Genomic DNA, 19,872 nt, shown 5'->3' with positions numbered 1-19,872 from the left:
ATTTCAGCAATTGGATTGTGGCCCCTTTACGAGTGCTTCAGAACTTCATTCCAATTTTAGGTTTGCGAGCTAGGCTAGGAGCGTAATGCCGGCGTATGAAAGGCAGATGTCGGGAGGAACCGCGCCACGGCGCGCGCTTTCGCGCGCCCTGCTTTTCGCCTTGCTGTGCTCGGCGGCACTTATTGTCGAGACCGGAAATGCGGCAGCCTTCGAGATTTTCGGCATCAAGCTATGGGGATCGTCGAAGGACGAAGATGCCGAGATCGTCGACCCGCTGCGCTATGCCGTGACGATCGAGACGCCCGACGCCGACAAGGATCTCGCCGAGAAGCTCGAAAACGCCTCGGCGCTGAAAGCCGACGAGGAACACCCGGTATCAGGTTCGCTGGGTCTTTTGGCCAAGGCGCGCAGCGACCGTGAGCAACTTGTCGCCGCGCTCTACGCGGACGCGCGCTACGAGGGTGTCGTCACCATCACCATTCAAGGCAAGCCGCTCGACGATCTGCCGCCCGATGCCGAGTTTTCCGGCCCGCAGCCGATTCCGGTGGTGATAAGCATAGCGGCCGGGCCGAAATTCACGCTTGGCAACATCAGACTGAAAGGCGATGCAGCGGGGCTGGCAAGTGCCGATTTCGGTCTGATCGCCGGCGGTGACGCCAGTTCGGGCGCCGTGCTCAAGGCCGAGGCGGCGATCGTGCGGGCACTCAAGCAAGAAGGCAGGCCGCTGGCCAAGGTGACGGGCCGCGAGATCGTCGCCGAGCACGCCGGTTCGACGCTCGACGTGACGCTCACCGTCGCGGCCGGCCCGGTCGCCGGCTATGGCGACACCACTGTCGAGGGCACCGAAAAGGTCGACCGCGACTTCACCGAATATATGACCGGCCTGAAGCGTGGCCGCCAGTATTCGCCCGATGAGATCGACGATGCACGCGACCGGCTGCTCGGCCTCGAGGTCTTCAACAGCGTGACGGTGAAGGAAGCCGACGCCCTCGACGCCGAGGGCAACGTCCCGATCGGTGTCCAGGTCAGCGAACGCAAGCCGCGCTATTTCGGCATTGGCGGCAGCTTCTCAAACACCGAAGGGCTGGGCCTCGAAGGCTATTGGGGGCATCGCAATCTGTTTGGCCGCGCCGAAAAGCTGCGCATCGACGGCAAGATCAGCGGCATCGGCAGCAACGACTTGACCCAGCTCAATTACAATGCCGGCGTCATGTTCGAAAAGCCGGGCGTGGTCGGGCCGGCGTCGAAATTCATTGCCAGCGTCAATGCTGTGCTGGAGCACCCCGACGCCTATGACCATTTCTCGGTCAAGGGCAGTACCGGCCTATCCTACGAACTCGACAAGAAGCAGACGGTTTCCGCGCAAGTCGCGCTGGATTATTCGAGGATCCACGACGCTTTCGGCAAACACACCTATCTGATCGCCAGCATTCCACTGCAATATGTCTACGACAATCGCGACAGCAAGCTCAATCCGACCCGGGGCTTCAGGGTGCTGGCCTATGCCGAGCCGAGCTACGACATTTTGAGCGGGGCTGCCTTCGTCAAGCTGAAGGGCGAGGGGTCGGCCTACCAGTCGCTCGATTCGGCCTCGAAATTCGTTTTCGCCGAACGTGCCGCCATCGGCTCTATCATCGGCGCCAGTCTTCAAGATGTTCCGGCAGATCGACGCTTCTACTCAGGCGGCGGCGGTTCGGTGCGCGGCTATGCCTATCAAGGCATCGGCCCGAAGGACAGCAATGGAGAGCCGATCGGCGGGCTTTCCTTCTTCGAGACCTCGGTCGAGATGCGCATCGCCGTCACCGACAAGATCGGCGTCGTGCCGTTCGTCGATGCCGGCACGGTGTCGACGAGGCAGGTTCCCGATTTTTCGGACATGAAGGTCGGCGCGGGTGTAGGCTTGCGCTATCTGACGGCGTTCGGGCCGCTGCGCATCGACGCGGCAGTGCCGCTCAACCGCGGCCCCGACGATCCTCATTTCGGCATTTATGCCGGCATCGGCCAGGCATTCTGATGGCAATATTCAGGCGCATCCTTCGTATCCTTTTCTACACGCTGCTCATCGGCGTGGCAGCGGCGGTGGGGGCGCTCGTCGTGCTGACCAAAACCGAGCGCGGCCGCGAAAACCTTGCCGGCATCATCTCGACCATGGCCTCGACCGGTGATCGCAAGGTCACTGTCGTCGGCATCGACGGTATCTGGTCGGGCGCGCTGAGGGTCGATCATGTCGTTCTGGAGGATCGCGAAGGCGCCTGGATGGTGGCGCGCAAGGTGGCCGTCGATTGGTCGCCGCTGGCACTTCTGTCGAAGAGCTTCAGCGCCGATCGCATTGGGGCCGAGCGTATCGAGCTGGCAAGGCTGCCGGTGGCCAATACACAGCCGCGCCAAAGCGGGGCGAACACGCTGCCGGTTTCCATCGATGTCAAGCAGCTCGACCTTCCCGAAATCGCACTCGGGCAGGCTCTGGCCGGCAGCGGTGTTGCCGAGCTCGCAGCCAAGGGAGCGCTCAAGGCGGATGCCTCGCCGTTGGCGATCGAGACCAACCTCAACATCGTTCGCCATGACGGCAAGCAAGGCACGGTCGACGCCAAAGCCCAATTCGCGCCGGCCGACAACAAGCTCGACCTCGACTTGAGGGCATCCGAGCCGGCCGGCGGCATCATCGCCAACCTGCTCAAGCTGCCGGGCGCGCCGCCGGTCGAGATTGTCGTTTCCGGCACCGGACCGCTCGCCAACTGGAATGGCATCGGGACCTTTGTCGTCGATCGCCGGATCGTCACCCAGCTTACCGGTCGTCATCAGCTCACGGACAAGGGTCATTATGTCGAGGCCAAGGGTGACGGCGAGTTCGAGCGCTTCCTGCCCGAAAATCTGAAGCCGCTGCTTGCCGGCAAGACCAGCTTCGACCTCGCCGGCACAGCGACCGCGGCCGGCGGCGTCGACGTGGAGCGCGCCAATATCGACAGCGATGCCGTGCACGCGACGGCCGCCGGCACTGTCGATCCGAACGGTGCCAGCGATCTTTCCGTTAAGCTCGCCGCAAAGGGGCCGCCGATCGTGCTTAGTCTCGGCAGCGAGGCGCAGCCGATAACCGTGGCGATCAAGGACGCCACGGCCCGCGCTTTCGGCGATGGCAAGGCGCCGATGGTCGATATCGGCGCGTCGCTGGTCTCGGTGGTGGCGGGCGGCACGCGGGTGGACGACCTGATCGGGCAAGTGCATTCGGATGGTTTCGACATCCAGAACCGTAGCGGGCCTGTCACCATCAAGCTGACGGCGGCCGGCCTGAACACCGACGTTGCGACGTTGGCGCCGCTGATAACGGGCAGGGTCAGCGCCGGTCTCGCCGGCTCCGTCAGCAAGGACCAGGTCGTCGTCGACCAAGGCACGCTGCGCAGCGACGCGCTCAATGCGTCCGTAACGGCCACCGTGGTGCTGGCCGATCTGTCGATGACGCTCAAGATGAATGCCGACGCGGCTTCGACGGCGCTGCCGCCGCAGGTCAGTTCGGTTCTCGGCCAACGCGTGCAGTTTTCCGCAACCGCGACCCGCGACCCGGACGGTGCGTTTGCCGCCAATGCATTGCAGCTCACCTCCGGCACGCTCAACGCCAGCGGCACCGCCAGCGCGCAGGGCACCGATATCCGAGCCGATATCAAAGGAACGCTCGGCGACGTGTCGGTGCTGTCGCCGCTGGTTGGCGCGAAGGTCGGCGGCGCAGTCGATTTCGCGCTGACCGCAAGCGGTGCGCGCACCGCGCCGGACTTCTCGGTTTCGGCCAGCAGCGACAGCCTGACGGCGTCCGGCCATGCGGTGAAGCAGATCAAGCTGAGCGCGCGCGGCAAGGCCGATATCGCCAGTCCCGCCGCCGATGTCTCGCTGACCGGCTCGGTCGACGACCAGCCGCTCGACGTCAAGGCATCGCTGGTCACGATCGACGGCAAGCGCTCCATCAATGGACTTGCCGTCTCGCTGGCCGACAACAAGGTCTCCGGCGACCTGACGCTCGACGACGGCCTGCTGCCGCTCGGCACGTTGACCCTCGATGCCGCGGATATTGCTCCGCTGGCGTCGCTCGCCGGCCAGACGGTTGCGGGCGACGTGCGTGGCACGATCCGCTTCGCCAACGACAATGGAGCACCGACGGTCGCGATCGATGCGACGAGCACCGCGATTTCGCGCGGCGAACTGGCGGCCAAGACAATCGCCGTCAACGCGCTGGTCGCCAATTATCTCAAAGCCCCGGCGATCGCCGGCAAGGTCAAGGCCGACACGATCACCTCGGGAACCACGGTGATCAGCGGCATCGATGTCGACCTGAAGCGCGACGGTGACTGGACTGGCTTTAGCGGCGGCGCCACGGTCGCCGGCATTCCGGCCAGCGCGGCCGGGCGGGTCAGGATCGCGAACGGCATCACCAGCATCGAGCTTGCCTCGGGCGAGGCAATCATCCGCGGCATCAAGGCAGCGATCGCACAGCCGTCGGCGCTGACAATCGCCAATGGCATGGTGAGCATTGAGAACCTGGCGCTCGGTGTCGGCGGCGGTTCGGTTGCCGTGTCGGGTACGGCTGGCCAGACGCTCGATCTCGCTGCCACCTTGTCGGCGGTGCCCGCAGCGCTTGCCAATGATTTTTCACCGGGTCTCGATGCCGTGGGCGCGCTCAGCGGCACAGCGCAGGTCATGGGATCGTCGGATGCTCCCGACATCCGTTTCAACGCCCGGCTCAGCGGCGCCGAAACGAACCAGACCCGGCGGGCCGGGCTCGGGCCGCTCGATCTCGATGCGGCAGGCCGCTTCTCGCCGGCCAGCGGCATCGCCATCGAGCATGCGACGCTCACGGGCGAGAAAATCTCCGGCAAAGCAGCCGGCACCGTCAATCCGAACGGCGCCAGCGATTTCTCGCTCGACCTCGCCTCGACCGGTCCGAGCCTGCCGCTGTCGTTCGGCAGCAAGGCAAGTCCGATCAAGCTCGAGCTGCAGGCGATATCGCTAAAGGCGGCCGGGCAGGGCACGCAGCCGAAGCTCGACATCTCCGCGACGCTGCCATCGGCCGCCACCAATCTGGCTAAGGTCGAGGGCATCACGCTTGCGCTGCACTCCGATCGCTTCGACGTGAAAGCCCGGAGCGGGCCGATCTCCGGCTCGGTGATCGCCGAAAAAATCGGCCTCGACAATCCGACCGTCGCACCGCTGGTCGCCGGCAAGGTCACTGCCAAACTCGCCGGCAGCCTTGCCGCCGACGCTGTCATCATCGATAGCGGCACCGTGACCAGCGACGCGTTGAACAGCGGCTTCAACGGGCGGGTCTCGCTGGCCGACGGCGCCATCGATCTAAATCTCAAGGCGGATGCCGCGTCGGCGGCGCTGCCGGCGGCGGTACGTGGCGTGCTCGCCGAGCGAACCCAACTCAGTGCCGCGCTGAAGCGAGACGCCAACGGCAATGTCGCCGCCAACGCCGTCAGGCTGTCGTCCGGTTCGCTGACGGCAGACGGGCAGGCGAGCCTTGCCGACAACAAGCTCAGCGCCGACGTCAAAGGCGCGCTGGGCGACGTCTCGCTGGTATCCAAGGACGCCAAAGGCGCCATCTCTTTCGCGCTGAATGCGCAAGGCGCCAGTACCGCGCCGGATCTGTCGCTGACTGTCAACAGCGACAGGCTTTCGGTCGCGGCGCGCGAGATCACTGGCCTGAAGCTTACTGCCACAGGCAAGGCTGATGCCGCCAACCCGGCTGCGAATGTGCAACTCACCGGAAACGTCGCGGGTCAACCGCTGCAGGGCAGCGCCGTGCTGGCGACATCCGACGGCAAACGCGCCATCAATGGGCTTTTGCTGTCGCTGGGCAAGAACCGTATTTCCGGCGACCTGGCGCTTGACGATGCCTTCGTCCCGGTCGGCACGGTGGCACTTGACCTGCCCGATATCGGTCCGCTTGCTGCCCTGGCACTGGAAAAGGCCGATGGCGATGTGCGCGGCACTATCGCCTTCTCCAAGGCGGGCGCCGTGCCGCAGGTCGCCGTCAAGGCGATGACGGGCTCGATCTCGCGCGGCGATGTCTCGGCCAAGGCCGTGACCATCGATGCGCTGATCGCCAACTATCTGGCGGCACCAGTGATCTCGGGAAAAATTCGTGCCGACAGCGTCACCTCTGGCGGCACGGTTATCCGTGGCGTCGACGTCGATCTGAAGCGCGACGGCGAATGGACCGGTTTTTCCGGTGGCGCCACTGTCAAGGATATTCCGCTGAAAGCCGGTGGGCGGGTCAAGGCGGTCAAGGGCACGACGACGGTCGAACTTGCCTCCGGCGAGGCGACCATCCGCGGCATCAAGGCGGCTATCGCCCAGGCCTCGACCATCAACATCGCCAATGGAGTGCCCAGCTTCGACAGGCTGGTGCTCAACCTCGGCGGCGGCACGGCGACGGTCACGGGCAAAGCTGGGCAGGCGCTCGACCTCAACGCGACGCTGGCCCGCGTCCCGATCTCGATAGCCAACGGTTTTTCGCCGGGCCTCGATGCCGCCGGTTCCATCTCGGGCACGGTGAAGGTGACGGGTGCGCCGGCCAATCCGGCCGTTGCCTTCAAGATCGATGCAGCAGGCGTTCAGACGTCGCAGACCCGTGGTGCAGGCTTCGGCGCCATGGGCGTTTCATCCTCAGGTACCTATTCGGGCAACAGACTGACCTTTGACGCCAACATGAGCGATGCCGCCGGCCTCGGCCTCAAGGGCGGCGGCACGATGACGACATCAGGCGCGCCCACCCTTGATCTCAACTTTTCCGGCAAGGTGCCGTTCGCCTTCCTCACCAGGACACTCGCCGCGCAAGGCTTGTCCTTGAGCGGCACGGCCGACGTCGATATACAGGTACGCGGCCCGGCAACGTCGCCGGTGATCTCAGGCACGGTCCGCACGTCAGGCGCCCGCCTTCTCGACGCGCGTTCGGGGCTTGCGATCAACGATATCACTGCCGATGTCGCCGTCGGTGGCGGCGTGGCAAGGATCAATCGACTGACCGGCACGCTGTCGACGCGCGGCAGCCTTTCGGCCAGCGGCACCGTCGGCATCGATCCGGCTAAGGGTTTTCCGGCCGATCTGTCGATCAAGCTCGTCGACGGCCGCTATACCGACGGCAAGGTAGTCACCGCCAATCTTGGCGGCGACCTGACCGTTAAGGGGCCGCTCACCTCCGCGCCGGTGATTTCCGGTACCGTCAACCTGGCCAAGACCGTCATCACCGTACCCGAAAAGCTGCCCGGCTCGCTGGCCGAGCTCAACGTAAAGCACAAGAATGCGCCGGCCGCCGTGCGTGCGCAGGACAAGGCGTTGCGCCCGGCCGCTGCAAGCAGCGGTGGCGGCGGCAGCGGCCTCAATCTCGACGTCACGGTCAATGCGCCGAGCCAGATCTTCATCCAGGGCAGGGGCGTCGACGCCGAGCTCGGCGGTTCGCTGCGGCTGACAGGCCCGGCATCGTCACCCCAGGCGGTCGGCACCTTCACCTTGCGGCGAGGGCGGCTGACGATCCTTGCCAAACGGCTGACCTTCACCGAAGGCACGGTCGGCTTTTCCGGCTCTCTGGTGCCCTACCTCAACCTCACGGCGCAATCGAAGACGACCAGCGCCACCGTGACCATCGTGGTGTCGGGCGAGGCGACCAACCCGAAATTCACCTTCTCCTCGGTACCGGCGCTGCCGGAGGACGAGGTGCTGGCGCAGCTGATCTTCGGCCGTTCGATGTCGAACCTGTCGCCGCTGCAGATCGCTCAGCTTGCCGAAGCTGCCGGACAACTGGCCGGCGTCGGCGGCTCGACCTCCCTGCTGCAGAACCTGCGCAGCGCGATCGGCGTCGACGATCTCGACGTGATCACCGACGAAGAGGGCGGCACCGCCGTCTCGGCGGGCAAGTATCTCAACGACCGCACCTACGTGACGATCCAGAAGGGCGACAGGCCGGGCTCGGGCAAAGCAACCGTCGATCTCGACGTTGGGCGCGGCGTCAAGCTGCGTGGCGAGGCAACCGACGCCGGCGAAGCCAAAGGCGGTGTTTTCTACGAACGCGAATATTGAAACCGGGCGTTCGCGCAGAACAACTGGTTGCCCGAAGAACGAGCGGCGCAGCAGCGAATGTCCCGGTTTAATTGTCCGTGGAGATTTCGGGCGAAATCCCTGGCGCAGTAGCAAATTTGCGCCAAGACTGTCGCTATCGCGCGAACCGCCCTGCTTTCAAAGTTGCACATTCCTTGGCATGTTCCCAATCCGTGCCGTCTTTGACATCATGGCGCGGATGCGGAATGTTAAAAGGCAGAAAGCCAACAATGGGAGTTAGTCATGACGATCTACAAGAGTAACGGCGACCGCGTTCCCGATCACATCCTGGCCATGGCCGAAGACGCCAAGGCAGGCAAGATGGATCGTCGCGAATTTCTGGCTCTCGCCAGCGTCTTCGGAGCCTCGACGGCGATGGCCTATGGCATGCTTGGCCTTGCAGACCCGACGCCGGCCAAGGCGGAAGAGGTCCAGGGCAAGAAAGGCGGCGTGTTGAAGGTCGCGCAATGGATCAAGGATCCGAAGGATCCGCGCAAGTCCGACTGGTCGGAAATCGCCAATGCCGAGCGCCAGGCGCTCGAGCCGCTGGTCAAATATACCACCGAATACACATTCCGCCCCTATCTGCTGGAGAGCTGGGACGTGAATGACGACGCTACCGAATACACGCTGCATGTGCGCAAAGGCGTCACCTGGAACAACGGCGATCCGTTCACCGCAGACGACGTCATCTTCAACCTCAAGCGTTGGGCCGACAAGAAGGCCGAAGGCAATTCCATGCCGGGTCGCCTCGGTTCGCTGGTCAAGGACGACAAGCTGGATGAGAGCGCGGTGACCAAGGTCGACGACCACACGATCAAGCTGACGCTCAGCAAGCCGGATATCGCCCTCATTCCCAACGTGTGCGACTATCCCGGGCTCATCGTCCACAAGACGTTCGATGAAAAAGGCGGCGACTTCAAGTCCTGCCCGATCGGCACTGGGCCGTTCGAGCTGGTCTCCTACGATGTCGGCCAGAAAGTGGTTTACAAGCGCCGCGAAGATAACAAATGGTGGGATGGTGACGTCTTCCTCGACGGCATCGAGTTCATCGACTACGGCACCGATCCGGCGGCCATGGTCAGCGCCTTCGAAGCAGGCGAGGTGCACACCAACTTCGAGACGTCGGCCGACTATGTGTCAATCCTCGACGGCATGGACCTGGTGAAGTCGGAGATTGTCACCGCCTCGACGATCGTCTGCCGCACCAATGTGACCAACAAGCCTTACGGCGACCAGAAGGTTCGCAACGCCCTGCAGCTCGCGGTCGACAACAATGTCGTCCTCCAGCTCGGCTACGGCAATGCCGGCACGGTTGCCGAAAACCACCATGTCGCCCCGATCCATCCGGAATACTACGAACTGCCGAAGATTGCTCGCGACCCGGCAAAGGCGAAGGCGCTGATGGCGGAAGCCGGCCAGGCCGATTTCGAGCACGAGCTGATCACGGTCGACGAGGACTGGCACAAGAATACAGGCGATGCGATCGCCGCGCAGATGCGCGACGCCGGCATCAAGGTGAAGCGTACCGTGCTGCCGGGTTCGACCTTCTGGAACGACTGGACGAAGTATCCGCTGTCGATGACCAACTGGAACATGCGGCCGCTCGGCGTCCAGGTTCTGGCGATCGGCTATCGCACAGGTGAAGCCTGGAACGAGACGGCCTGGTCGAATCCGGAGTGGGATGCCAAGCTCAATGCTGCGCTCGCAGTCGCCGACGCCGCCAAGCGCAAGGAAATGATGAAGGACATCGAGCAGATCCTGCAGGATTCCGGCATTATCATCCAGCCTTATTGGCGCAAGCTCTACAGCCATTCGGTCAAGGCGGTGCAGAACTACAAGATGCACCCGACCTTCGAGCGCGACTATGGCAAGGTCTGGCTCGAGCAGGCCTGACCGGACGATCCGGAAAGGGGCGTCTCGCCCCTTTCCGTCGCTCTTTGCATGATCCATCGACCGGAAGTCGGCGCAGCAAAAAGTTGCGGACTCTTCGGCCGGGGTCTGCAATAAAAAGGGTATTGCATCTGGGACTGGTCTGAAGGCTTGTTCTGCCGCTGGCGGCAGGGCGGCTTGCAAACCGGTTCCAACCCCCAACCCGACCGGCAGGGGACCGCCATGCTTTCTTTCGTTATCAGGCGTCTCGGCACCATGGCATTGACGATGCTGTGCCTGACGATGATCGTCTTCTTCCTGGTCAATCTCGGGCCCAATCTGAAGAAGCTGGCGATCAGCCAGACCGAAATGCACACATCCGCCGAGCAGCTTGAGGCCTGGCTGGTCAACCATGGCTATCGGCAGAATTTCTTTGTCCGCTACGGCCAATGGCTGGGCATCATGCCAAAGCAGCCGGTGACCGACCCGGCGACCGGCAAGCCCGCACAGCGTTTCTCCTTCTGCAACGATCCGGTCGTGCCGACATTCTCCGGCATCCTGCAAGGCGATTTCGGATGCTCGACCAAGTTCAAGACGACGGTCGCTTCGAAACTCTTTCCGGCGCTCAGCGCCACCGGCATCCTGATGCTCTGCGTGCTGGCCGTAATGGTGCCGATCTCGCTTTTGATCGGCATTCTCGCCGGCATGCGCGAGGGCTCACGCACCGACCGTACATTGTCGGTGGCTTCGATCGCCTCGACGGCGACGCCCGAATACGTTTCGGGCGTCATCTTCACAGTGATCTTCGCCTCCTGGCTCGGCGTGCTGAACGGTTCGGCGGCCTCGGCCAGCCAGGGCATCACCTTCTACAATTTCACCTTGCCGGTAATGACGCTGGCGATCTACGGCATCGGCTACATCGCCCGCATGACCCGCGCCTCGATGGTGGAGGTGATGACACAGCAATATATCCGAACCGCCCGGCTGAAGGGCCTCTCCTTCGGCAGCGTGGTGATAAAGCACGCTCTGCGCAACGCGCTGATCGCACCGTTCACGGTCATCATGCTGCAGTTTCCCTGGCTGCTCACCGGTGTCGTTATCGTCGAGGTGATGTTCCGCTACCAGGGTTTCGGCTACACGCTGGTCGAGGCTGCCGGCAACAACGACATCGATCTTCTGCTCGGCTGCTCGCTGGTCTCGGTGTTTATCGTCTTGATCACACAGCTCATCTCCGATGTCGGCTACGCGTTCCTCAATCCGCGCATCAGAGTTCAATAGGAGACCGGGCGGATGCAGGTCGAATATCTCAGCGCCCTCAACGTCGTACTCGGCGTGCTTGCCCGCTTCTGGCCGGTCTGGATCGCTCTTGCCCTGGTGATGGGAGCGAGCTTCGGCTACAAGAAGAAACTAGGCCTTTACGGCCAGCTTTTCGACAGCGGCGTCGGCATCGTCGGCGTCGGCATCTGCCTGTTCTGGCTGTTTACGGCGATCTTCGCGTCGACCATCTCGCCCTTCGATCCGCTTGCCCAGGTGCCGATCATGAAGGACGCGCTGCCGGGCGCGATCGAGCCGACGTCGAAACTTGTATACTATTTCGGCGGCGACAAGCTCGCCCGCGACGTGTTCTCCCGCATGGTCTATGGCAGTCAGATCGTGCTGATCATCGCGCCGGCGGCGACCGGTTTTGCGCTGATGGTCGGTATTACGCTCGGCCTGCCGGCCGGCTATTATGGCGGCAGGATCGATACGGTGCTGTCCTTCCTCGCAAACCTTGTGCTGGCCTTCCCGGTGATCTTGCTGTTCTACCTGCTGGTGACGCCGGGCATCATGGACACGCCGATCCCCTACGCGATGGCAGGGCTGTTCTTCCTGTTTCCGATCATCTTCTTCAGTGTGTTGTTCTGGACGCGCTACAAGAACCGTCCCGACCGCCTCTATATCCTGCTTGGCCTGACGTTGGTGCTTGGCGGCTGGATCTATGCCGGCCTTGTCTTCGATGCCGATCCGTTCAAAATCATCCACATCGATCCCAACCAGCTCAACATCTTCGTGGCGGTGGTGTTCGCCTCCAGCCCGGGCGTGTTCCGCATCGTGCGCGGTCTGGTCATGGACATCAAAACGCGCGACTATGTTGCGGCGGCTCAAACGCGCGGTGAATCGCCCTGGTACATCATGCTGTGGGAGATATTGCCCAATGCGCGCGGGCCGCTGATCGTCGACGCCTGCCTGCGCATCGGCTACACTACGATCCTGCTCGGCACGCTCGGCTATTTCGGGCTGGGACTAGCGCCGGAAAGCCCGGACTGGGGCACGGCGATCAAGGATGCAAGCCGGCTGCTGCGCTCCTTCATCCACCCGGCGCTGCCGCCGACGATCGCGTTGATGTCGTTCGTGCTCGGCCTCAACCTCCTGGCGGATTCGCTGCGCGAACAGTCTATGAAAGATTGATGCCGGGAAAGATTGATGCCGGGAAAGATTGACGCTGGGAAGACCGATGCCGGGTTCGGCCCGACGTGCCTGAAGAACAAGGATTGGAGCGACCCATGAATGAGGCAGTGCGAAATCCCGCCAAGCCGACCAATGGCCCGACCAATGGGCCGATCATCGAGATCGAGAACCTGTCGATCTCCTTCTTCACCCGCAAGGGCGAGATCCCGGCGGTCATGGATTTTTCCTGCACGGTCATGCCCGGCGAGGCAATGGGCATTGTCGGCGAATCCGGTTGCGGCAAGTCGACCGTGTCGCTCGGCATCATGCGCGACCTCTCCAACATCGGAAAGATCGTCGGCGGAAAGATCAAGTTCCAGGGCAAGGACATGGGAGAACTGTCCGACGAGGAACTGCGCGCCATCCGCGGCAACAAGATCGCGATGATCTACCAGGAGCCGATGGCCAGTCTGAACCCGGCAATGAAGGTCGGCCAGCAGCTGATGGAAGTGCCACTGATCCACGACAAGGTGTCGAAGGACGAAGCTTATAAACGCGCCTTGGAAATGGTGCGCGCGGTGAAGCTGCCGGATCCCGAACGCATGATGCGTTCCTATCCGCACCAGCTTTCGGGCGGCCAGCAGCAGCGCATCGTCATTGCCATGGCGCTGCTGTCGAAGCCGGCGCTGCTCCTGCTCGACGAGCCGACGACAGCGCTCGACGTGACGGTGGAAGCCGGCATCGTCGACCTGGTCAAGGGGCTGGGCGAGAAGTTCGGCACCTCGATGATCTTCGTATCGCACAATCTCGGGCTGATCCTGGAGACCTGCGACTGCATTACGGTGATGTATTCGGGCGAAGCGGTGGAGACCGGCAAGATCAAGGACGTCTTCGACCGGATGCGCCATCCCTACACGCAAGGCCTGTTCCGCTCGATCCCGCTGCCCGGCGCCGACAAGAATTCGCGGCCGCTGATCTCGATCCCGGGGCAGTTGCCGCTGCCGCACGAGCGGCCGAAGGGCTGCAATTTCGGCCCGCGCTGCCACCATTTCGTCGAGGGCGTCTGCAACGCCGCCGAAATTCCGATGATCGCGGTCGAAGGCCATGACGGGCATTTCTCGCGCTGCGTGCGCTTCAACGAGATCGACTGGGAGGCGCTGCCGCCCGGCGCCAAAAAGGTCAACGAGCGCGTGGTGCCCGGTGCGCCGGTGCTCCAGATCGAAGACCTCAGGAAGTATTACAAGGTCGGCGGCAGCGAAGTGTTCGGCTCGAGCGAGGGCCGCGTCGTCAAGGCCAACGAGACGATCTCCTTCATGGCCCGCGAATCCGAGACCGTCGCTATCGTCGGCGAATCCGGCTGCGGAAAATCGACCCTGGCCAAGGTGCTGCTCGGCCTCGAAACGGCAAGCTCCGGCCGCGTTAAGCTCGGCAACAAGGAGATCCAGTCGACCGGGATCGAGAAGCGCAGCGTCGACACGGTGTCGTCGATCCAGATGGTGTTCCAAAATCCGTTCGACACGCTCAATCCCAGCCATTCGGTCGGTTCGCAGATCATCCGTACGCTGGAAAAGTTCAATGTCGGCAACACGGTGGCCGACCGCCGCAAGCGGATGCTGGAGTTGCTCGACCTGGTGAAGCTGCCGAGGGCGTTCGAGTCGCGCAAGCCGCGCCAGCTTTCAGGTGGCCAGAAACAGCGCATCGGCGTGGCGCGGGCTTTTGCAGGCGACGCCAAGGTGGTGGTGGCCGACGAGCCGGTCTCGGCATTGGATGTGTCAGTGCAAGCGGCGGTGACCGAGCTGCTGATGGATATCCAGCGCAAGAACAAGACGACGATGCTGTTCATCAGCCACGATCTGTCGGTGGTGCGCTACATCGCCGACCGCGTCGTCGTCATGTATCTCGGCTATATCGTCGAGCAAGGCACGACCGACCAGATCTTTTCGCCGCCCTATCACCCCTACACCGAGGCGCTGCTGTCGGCGATCCCGATCGCCGACACCAGCGTGGTGAAAAGGCACATCGTGCTTGAAGGCGACATTCCGTCGGCAATGAACCCGCCCTCGGGCTGTCCGTTCCAGACGCGCTGCGGCTATAAGAAGCTGGTGCCGGACAATCTTTGCGAAACCAAGGTGCCGCCGGTCAAGCATCTCGGCGACGGCCATATGAGCCTGTGCTGGCTGGCCGACGACGTGCTGGCGAAAATGGAGCCGGTGATCAAATTCGACAAGGAGCACGCCGCGAATGAGGGCGTGCCGGACGATGCGCCGCACGGTACTGGTCCGGGCTTTGCCGGTGATCCGCCCAAGCGTCCACACGGCAAGACCGGCAGCGCGGAAGCCGATGCCGAGGGCGAGGTAGCGGAGAATGGAGAAGCGGTCGCCAAAGCCCGCCGTCATGAGGTTCGCGACGAGGTTTCAGAGACCGGCGGCACCTCAAGCTCTGCCGATAGCGCGTCGGCACCAATCATGCCGCCGACAGTCGGCGACGGCCGCCAGGCGGACGACGCCACTCGCAAGCCACGCAAACCCAAGGGCGGCTGAGAGCCGTTAGTAGGCTAGGGCGCGCATTGCCGTAGCTGAGCGGCGTAGTCCTGCGCCATCTGCTCCGTGGCGTGCGCATAGCGCTGCACGTCGGCGTCGCCGCGACTGCCGCGCTTGTAGGCATTCCAGCCGAGATAGTAGGCGAGATACAGATTGTATGTGTCGTTGCGGGCGACGCCGAGCGTGTCGGCGGTCTTGGAATGATACCAGCCGACAAAATCCACGGCATCGGCAAACCTGGTGCGGCGCGCCGCCCAGCTGCCGGTCTCGTTCTGGTATTGCGCCCAGGTCCCGTCGAGTGCCTGCGAGAAGCCGGTGGCGCTGGAGATATGTTTCCAGGGAATGAAGCCCAGCAGCTTGGTGCGCGGCGGCCTGGCATTGCTCTTGAAGCCGGACTCCTTGCGCACCGTCGCCATCAGCACGGGAACCGGCACACCGTACTTCTGCTCGGTGCGTTGTGCCGCCGCCTGCCAATTGTCGAACCAGCCGTCATTCTGGTCGAAAACGGCGCACACATCGTTGATGTGGTTCGGCGGCGTCGCGCAGGCCGAAAGCGCCAGCGGCACGGCAATCGCTACAATTTTACTAAAACTCGACCTACGCATCGGAAGAGCATTAGGCCGAAAACATAAAAGGAATCTTGCTGTCTTCCTTAACGGCTCATCGGCCGCTTTGGCCGACACTGAGCAGGTATAAATATTCCGACGTTTGCTGTCGCTTTTACCGACGTGAAATTCTCACAATGGCGCCTTGGCTAAAATCACGCCCGCAGGTGGCGGATTCTTGACAGCCCGATGCTCATGCCGGCGCTTTGATGCGCCGCATGAGCGAACCAAGACGCAAGCGCGGCGCCGAGCGAACCAGCAACAGGGGACCGACCGCCATCCCACAACTGCCGCTCAGGCGGGTGACAAACCCTTATCCGCCGATGGCGATGCTCTCGGCCGACCAGATCGAGGCGATCCATGAAGCCTCTATGCATATTTTGGAGAATTTCGGCATCGAGGTGATGAGCCAGCAGGCACTGTGGCTATTCGAGAAGGCCGGGGCCAAGGTCGATCATGCCTCGATGAACGTCCGCATCGATCGCGGCTTGATCGACAAAGCGCTGAAGACGACACAGTCCAGCTATACGCTTACGCCGCGCAATCCCGCCCATGCCGTCCACCTCGGCGGCAATACCATCAACTTCACGCTCGTCGCCGGGCCGCCGAATGTGCACGACATGGAGCGCGGCAGACGTGCCGGCAATTTGCGCGATTATTCCGATCTCGTCCGGTTGGCGCAGCATTTCAACTGCATCCACATGCTCGGCAACCAGGTCTGCGCGCCGGTGGAGCTGCCGGCGAATTCCCGTCACCTCGACACCTATTTCGCCAATCTGACACTGACCGACAAAAGCTTTCACGTCTCGGCCATCGGCCGCGGCAGGGCGCTCGACGGCATCGAAATGATGGCAATCGCGCGCGGACTGACGGTTGACGAGATGCGCGACGATCCCGGCGTCACCACGATCATTTCGGTCAACTCGCCGCGTCGCTTCGACGAGATGATGGCCGAGGGACTGATGACCATGGCCGAGTTCGGCCAGTCGGTGGCGGTGACGCCGTTCACGCTGATGGGAGCGATGAGCCCGGTGACGCTTGCCGGGGCGCTCGCCCAGCAGAATGCCGAGGCGCTGTTCGGGGTGGTGCTGACGCAGCTCGTCCGCCCCGGCGCGCCGGTGATGTATGGCGCCTTCACCTCCAATGTCGACATGAAGTCGGGTGCACCGGCCTTCGGTACGCCTGAAAACACCAAGGCGAACATCGCATCCGGACAATTGGCGCGGCGTTACAAGCTGCCTTACCGCACGACACCGGGCTCGGCTTCCAATGCCGCCGACGCGCAAGGCGCTTATGAGACGCTAATGGCGCTGTGGGGCGCGGTGCTCGGCCATGGCAACCTCGTCTACCATGCCGCCGGCTGGCAGGAGGGCGGGCTGACTGCGTCGTTCGAAAAGTTCATCATCGACGTCGAGATGATCCAGCACATGATGGAGTTTTTGCGCCCAATCGAAGTCAACGAGGCCGAGCTCGCCGTCGAAGCTCTGGGTGCGGTGCCGACCGGCGGCCACTTCTTCGGCGAGCCGCACACGTTGGAACGCTACGCCACGGCCTTCTACCAGCCTATGCTGTCCAACTGGCAGAATTTCGAGGCTTGGCAGGAAGCTGGTGGGCTAGACGCCACGGCGCGAGCGACAAGGCTGTGGAAGAAGGCGCTGGAGGACTATGTCGAGCCGGTGATGGAAATCTCCAGGCGCGAGGCGCTGGAGGCGTACCTGGTCAAGCGCAAGGAAGCGATCGGGGCGGGCGAGCCCTAAGCGCCACCCTTCTCGGATTCTTTTTCTTCTCCTTCAGAATCATAAAACCCGTCCAACTCTTTGAAATGACGAGAATCCCATGAAATCACATGCAAAGGTCGTGGTTATCGGCGGTGGCGTTGTCGGGTGCTCCATACTGTTCCATCTCGCCCGCCATGGCTGGACCGATGTCGTTCTATTGGAGCGCGACGAGCTGACCTCCGGCTCGACCTGGCACGCGGCCGGCGGAATGCACACGATCAATGGCGATCCCAACGTCGCCAAACTGCAGAAATACACGATCTCGCTCTACAAGGAGATCGAGGAACTGTCGGGGCAGGCGACCGGCGTGCATCTGACGGGCGGCGTGCTGCTGGCCGCCACCGAGGCACGGCTCGACTGGTTGCGTGGCGTCGTCGCCAAGGGCCGCTATCTCGGCATCGAGCTCGAGGAGATATCGCCTGATGAGGCTGCCGAGCTGATGCCGTTGCTCGACCCCAAGCAGTTCGTCGGCGCGGTGCGCAACAAGGAGGACGGTCATCTCGATCCGTCGGGCGTGACCCACGCCTATGCCAAGGCCGCGCGCAAGCTCGGTGCCGAGGTGGAGCGCTTTACCAAGGTCGAGGACATCGTGCAGCGCACCGACGGGCTGTGGCGCGTCATTACCAACAAGGGCGAGGTGGTGACCGAGCATGTGGTCAACGCGGGCGGCCTGTGGGCGCGCGAGGTCGGCCGCATGGTCGGGCTGGAGCTGCCGGTGCTGGCGATGGAGCACATGTACCTGATCACCGAGGACATGCCGGAAGTCGCCGCCTGGAACCAGAAGACCGGCACGGAGATCATCCATGCAGTCGATTTCGACGGCGAGCTGTATCTGCGCCAGGAGCGCGGCGGCATGCTCATGGGCACTTACGAAAAGGCCAACAAGCCATGGTCCGAGTTCCAGACGCCATGGAATTTCGGCCACGAACTGCTCGAACCCGACATCGACCGCATCGCACCGTCGCTGGAGATCGGCTTCCGGCATTTCCCGGCGTTCCAGAACACCGGCATCAAGCAGATCATCAACGGACCCTTCACCTTCGCGCCGGACGGCAATCCGCTGGTCGGACCGGTGCGCGGCCTGCCGGGGTTCTGGGTGGCCTGTGGTGTCATGGCGGGGTTCTCGCAGGGCGGCGGCGTCGGGCTGGCGCTGTCGAACTGGATGATCGAAGGCGATCCCGGCGCGGATATCTGGGCGATGGACGTTTCGCGCTACGGCGACTGGGCCACAATGGCCTACACCAACGCCAAGGTGCGCGAAAACTATTCGCGGCGGTTTTCGATCCGCTTCCCAAACGAGGAATTACCGGCCGGCCGGCCCCTCAAGACGACACCGGTCTACGATCTGTTGTCGGCGAAGGGCTCGCAATGGGGCGTCGCCTTCGGGCTGGAGGTGCCGCTGTGGTACGCGCCCGAAGGCGTCAAAGACGAATTCTCCTGGCGCCGCTCGAGTGATTTCGAGCATGTCGCGAAAGAGGTGGAGACGGTTCGGCAACGCGTTGGTCTGTCGGAAATCTCGTCATTCGCCAAATACAAAGTAACCGGCGAGGGCGCTGCGGCCTGGCTCGACCGCTTGCTGGCCTGCAAGCTGCCAAGGCCCGGACGCATGACGCTGGCGCCAATGCTGAAGGAAGACGGCAGGCTGATCGGTGATTTCACGCTGGCCAATCTCGGCGGTCCAAATTCTGCAAGTAAGGATTGGTTCCTGGCCGGCTCCGGCGTCGCCGAGCAGTACCACATGCGCTGGTTCGAAGCGCATCTGCCGAAGGACGGCTCTGTCAGCATCGAGGCGCTAGGAGCAAAACTCACCGGCCTGTCGATCGCCGGGCCGAGCGCGCGGAAGCTTCTTGAAAAGGTCACACGATCTGACGTGTCGAATACGGCCTTTCCATTCATGGCCATCACCAGGATGGATATCGGCATGGCGCCGTGCCTGGTCGGGCGCGTCAGCTACACCGGCGACCTCGGCTACGAAATCTGGGTGGCGCCGGAATATCAGCGTGCCGCCTATCAGGCGCTGATGGCGGCGGGCGAGGAATTCGGCATCGGCCTGTTCGGCTCGCGCGCCCTCAATGCGCTGCGGCTCGAGAAGAATTACGGCTCATGGGCGCGCGAATACCGGCCGATCTATGGGCCGCTGGAGGCCGGCCTCGACCGCTTCGTCGCCTACGGCAAGCAGGCCGATTTCATCGGCAAGCAGGCGGCGCTGGCCGAGCGCAAGCAAGGCGGCAGACTGCGGCTACGGGCCTTTGTCGTCGATGCTGCCGATGCCGACGTCATCGGCGACGAGCCAATCTGGTATGGCGGCGCCGTGCGCGGCTGGGTCACGTCCGGCGGCTACGCACATCATTCCAAAAAATCTGTCGCCATCGGTTATGTGCCGAAAGAGATCGCCGACGAGGCCTACGGTTTCGAGATTGAGCTTCTGGGCAAACGCCACGCCGCGAGCATGCAGCCGACCCCGCTGTTCGACGCGAATTTCGAACGGATGAGAGGGTGAGGAACCGGCTCGCACAGCGAATTCGCCGTGCCGGTGGCACGGCGAAAGGTTCCGAACGCCGGGGAGCC

Annotated in this window: 9 protein-coding genes; 8 read left to right on the top strand and 1 reads right to left on the bottom strand. The window is 63.1% G+C overall.

Annotation, left to right across the window (positions count from 1 at the left end):
- The first annotated feature begins 85 nt into the window (after window positions 1-85).
- The 6 genes from NKJ35_RS02775 (at window position 86) to NKJ35_RS02750 (ending at window position 14,921) form a co-directional block, all read left to right on the top strand.
- Window positions 86-2,014 carry an autotransporter assembly complex protein TamA gene (locus NKJ35_RS02775; protein ID WP_352644813.1) on the top strand — a complete coding sequence of 643 codons (1,929 nt, stop codon included), beginning with the start codon at window positions 86-88 and terminating at the stop codon, window positions 2,012-2,014.
- A complete protein-coding gene (locus NKJ35_RS02770; RefSeq protein ID WP_352644811.1) occupies window positions 2,014-8,064 on the top strand; it encodes a translocation/assembly module TamB domain-containing protein in 6,051 nt (2,016 codons plus the stop codon). The genes NKJ35_RS02775 and NKJ35_RS02770 overlap by 1 nt, the downstream gene beginning before the upstream one ends.
- A gap of 261 nt (window positions 8,065-8,325) precedes the next feature.
- The gene (locus NKJ35_RS02765; RefSeq protein WP_352475427.1) at window positions 8,326-9,978 is read left to right on the top strand and encodes an ABC transporter substrate-binding protein; all 1,653 of its coding nucleotides are present in this window, start codon (window positions 8,326-8,328) and stop codon (window positions 9,976-9,978) included.
- 219 nt (window positions 9,979-10,197) lie between these two features.
- Window positions 10,198-11,232: an ABC transporter permease gene (locus NKJ35_RS02760; RefSeq protein ID WP_352491082.1), complete on the top strand. Its 1,035-nt coding sequence runs from the start codon at window positions 10,198-10,200 to the stop codon at window positions 11,230-11,232.
- A 12-nt stretch (window positions 11,233-11,244) separates the two neighbouring features.
- Window positions 11,245-12,402, top strand: a complete 1,158-nt coding sequence (locus NKJ35_RS02755; protein ID WP_352644809.1) for an ABC transporter permease — start codon at window positions 11,245-11,247, stop codon at window positions 12,400-12,402.
- A gap of 95 nt (window positions 12,403-12,497) precedes the next feature.
- Window positions 12,498-14,921: a dipeptide ABC transporter ATP-binding protein gene (locus NKJ35_RS02750; RefSeq protein ID WP_352644807.1), complete on the top strand. Its 2,424-nt coding sequence runs from the start codon at window positions 12,498-12,500 to the stop codon at window positions 14,919-14,921.
- A 14-nt stretch (window positions 14,922-14,935) separates the two neighbouring features.
- On the opposite strand, the gene NKJ35_RS02745 is transcribed toward NKJ35_RS02750, so the two are convergent.
- Entirely contained in the window at window positions 14,936-15,526 is a 591-nt protein-coding gene (locus NKJ35_RS02745) for a transglycosylase SLT domain-containing protein (protein ID WP_352505546.1), read from the bottom strand.
- Between the two features lie 218 nt (window positions 15,527-15,744).
- Between NKJ35_RS02745 and NKJ35_RS02740 the strand changes: the two genes are divergently transcribed.
- Together NKJ35_RS02740 and NKJ35_RS02735 are read left to right on the top strand one after the other, a co-directional pair.
- Window positions 15,745-17,283, top strand: coding sequence for a trimethylamine methyltransferase family protein (locus tag NKJ35_RS02740; RefSeq protein WP_352644805.1), 1,539 nt, complete (start codon window positions 15,745-15,747; stop codon window positions 17,281-17,283).
- A 79-nt stretch (window positions 17,284-17,362) separates the two neighbouring features.
- Window positions 17,363-19,804 carry a GcvT family protein gene (locus NKJ35_RS02735; RefSeq protein ID WP_352644803.1) on the top strand — a complete coding sequence of 814 codons (2,442 nt, stop codon included), beginning with the start codon at window positions 17,363-17,365 and terminating at the stop codon, window positions 19,802-19,804.
- Window positions 19,805-19,872 lie beyond the last annotated feature (68 nt).

The organism is Mesorhizobium sp. M0136, from assembly GCF_040322515.1.
Taxonomy (GTDB): domain Bacteria; phylum Pseudomonadota; class Alphaproteobacteria; order Rhizobiales; family Rhizobiaceae; genus Mesorhizobium.
The sequence above is the reverse complement of the archived record's forward strand: the minus strand, read 5'-3'. Positions and strand labels throughout refer to the sequence as shown.